A 2375-nucleotide genomic window follows, 5' to 3' on the forward strand; every position below is an offset into this window, starting at 1 on the left:
AGCCGGTTCTGGACGCCAGCGCAGATACACCACCGAGCGCTCAAGAGGCGCGAGTTGCAGGTGCACATGCGCAGCGGCGCGGGTGCCCCGATCGCGCCGGATTGCCTGCTCGTCACCGTCGACGAGGTAGTCATTGAAGCCGTCCTTGAACGGCCCCGGTCCCGCTCCTTCGAAGCCAAAAATGCGGCGGTAATTCGTTTCGTTTTCGCAGAAGAGCCACTCGATCGGCTCTTGCGCCGACGCCGTCACGATCATCGTTCCGAGTGCCGGATTGTGCGCGACGACACGTTCGCCCTCCTTTGCATCGGGCACAAGCTTGAGAGACGGCTTGCCGGGCTTGCCCGACCACGCCCATCTGTTGCGGGCCCAGAATTGGGGCATCACATGAAGCGTCGCGCGCTCATCCGCGCGGTTTTCTACGGTCACGCGCATCACGATATCGTCGGGTGTGTGCTTCGCATATTCGATGCAAACGTCGAAGTAGCGGTTATCGTCGAACACGCCCGTATCGAGGATTTCATATTCGGGCTGATCGGCGCCGCGCCGCTGATTTTCTTCGATCAGATCCTGGTACGGGTACGCGTCGTGAGGATACTTGTACAGCATCTTCATGTACGAATGCGTCGGCGTGCCGTCGAGATAGAAGTAAAGCTCCTTCACGTCCTCGCCGTGATTGCCCTGCTCATTGGTCAACCCGAAGAGCCGTTCCTTGATGATCGGATCGCGCCCGTTCCAGAGCCCGAGAGACACGCACCAGTCGAGCGGGTCGTTGCCGAATCCGGCAATGCCATCCTCGCCCCAGCGGTACATGCGGCTGCGCGCATGATCGTGCGGGAAATAGTCCCATGCAGTGCCGTGTTCGCTATAGTCTTCGCGAACCGTGCCCCATTGCCGCTCACTCAGATAAGGTCCCCAGCGGCGCCATCGGTCGAGTTCCGGGCCATGGAGCCGGGCACCTTCCTTCGACTGGAGAAGATTGATTGCGCGTAGCAGTGGCATGGAATCTCCCGAGTCCGACATCGACCATCCAACACTTCAGTGCATGAACGCCTGTCCTTTTCCACTTTTCCGTCAAGGTGCTACTTCGTTCAACCTGCGCGACCGCCCTAGATCGGCTTACCCTCGATAACGGTCGTGCCGGTAGGCGAAATTGTTTCGACCGTCTGGGTCAACTCGAACCCGGCAGCCCGGTACAGCGCACTATATTGTGCCTCGGTGCGCTCGCACCCTCCTGTCATCAGGAGCATGTTCAGGTCGGAGAGTACGGGATAGACGCTGCGCGCGGTGGGCCGCAACATCGTTTCCAACAAGACCAGTCTACCGTTCGGAGCGATAGCCCGGCGGACGTTGTTAAGGATTGCGATTGCCTTTTCGTCATCCCAATCGTGGATTACCCGGGAAAGAAGGTAAGTATTCCCGCCGGCAGGAACGGAGGCAAAGAAATCGCCCGAAATGACCTCGCAGCGGTCCTCCAATCCAGCCTGGGAAATTGTGCTTTGGCCACCCGCCAAGGCGTGAGGCAGATCGAATAGTATGCCGTGCATGCCCGGATTTCGCTTCAGGAGGTCGGCAATGATCCTTCCATGGCCGCCCCCCACGTCGACGGTTTGCGTGGCTAGAGAAAAGTCATACGCGTCCAGCACCCCGGTCATATGAAGGGTGGAGAAGGCGGTCATCGATGCGTTGAAGAGTTTCATCTGCACGGGGTCGCGCAGCAGCCAATCGAAAGGGTTGAGGGCGCCAGAGAGTTTCTGGCTAGCGCTTTCCCCCGTCTTGACGCACTGCTCGAAAAGCTCGACGACACTCGCTCCGGCTTCGCCCCCGAAGAATAGCGCCGGAGAGTGCAAAGACCCCTGTGTGTCCCGCCTGAGCTGTTGGCCCAGCGGTCCTAGCGCGAAGCGACCCGGCGTCTCTTCTGAAAAGACGCCAAAGCTCGACAGCGCTCGCATCACGCGCCCGAGGGACTGCGGGTGGGCGCCGGCCGTGTCAGCCAGTTGTTCGATGCTCCTCGCCTCATCGGCGAGCAAATCGGCAATTCCCAATGCCGCCACTACGTGAATCGCTTCTGAAATGAGCCGCATCTGGATCAGCTCAAGCAGTCGGGCGGCCGCCTCTGGTCGGGTCGCGGGTAATGGAGAAGTGGCATGCATTTTCGGCCCTCCCTGATCTAGCCGTCAGCATCCTGCGAATCCGGGCACCTGGCAAGCAGCAGTTGTCGTTCAAGGAGCGTGCCGTGCCTATGCGCGTCATGGAAAGTAAATCGACGCGCCGCCAGTTTTCACCAGGGGCGCGTCGATAGTTTCCAGCGCTTATTGCGTCCTTATTGGCCCGCTTATTGCCTTCTTGCCGGGCTGCTTATTGGCCTGCTTATTGGC

General features: G+C 59.8%; 1 protein-coding gene and 1 pseudogene. Both read right to left on the bottom strand.

Features of this window, described 5'->3' with window-relative positions; translation table 11 throughout:
* Positions 1-999, bottom strand: a pseudogene (locus tag WCA53_RS04550) (MGH1-like glycoside hydrolase domain-containing protein); the annotation flags it as partial.
* A 107-nt stretch (positions 1000-1106) separates the two neighbouring features.
* On the bottom strand, positions 1107-2150 hold the full coding sequence (locus WCA53_RS04555; protein ID WP_423906020.1) for a methyltransferase: 1044 nt from the start codon (positions 2148-2150) through the stop codon (positions 1107-1109).
* Between the last annotated feature and the right edge of the window lie 225 nt (positions 2151-2375).

The organism is Caballeronia sp., assembly GCF_049581465.1.
Taxonomy (GTDB): Bacteria; Pseudomonadota; Gammaproteobacteria; order Burkholderiales; family Burkholderiaceae; genus Caballeronia.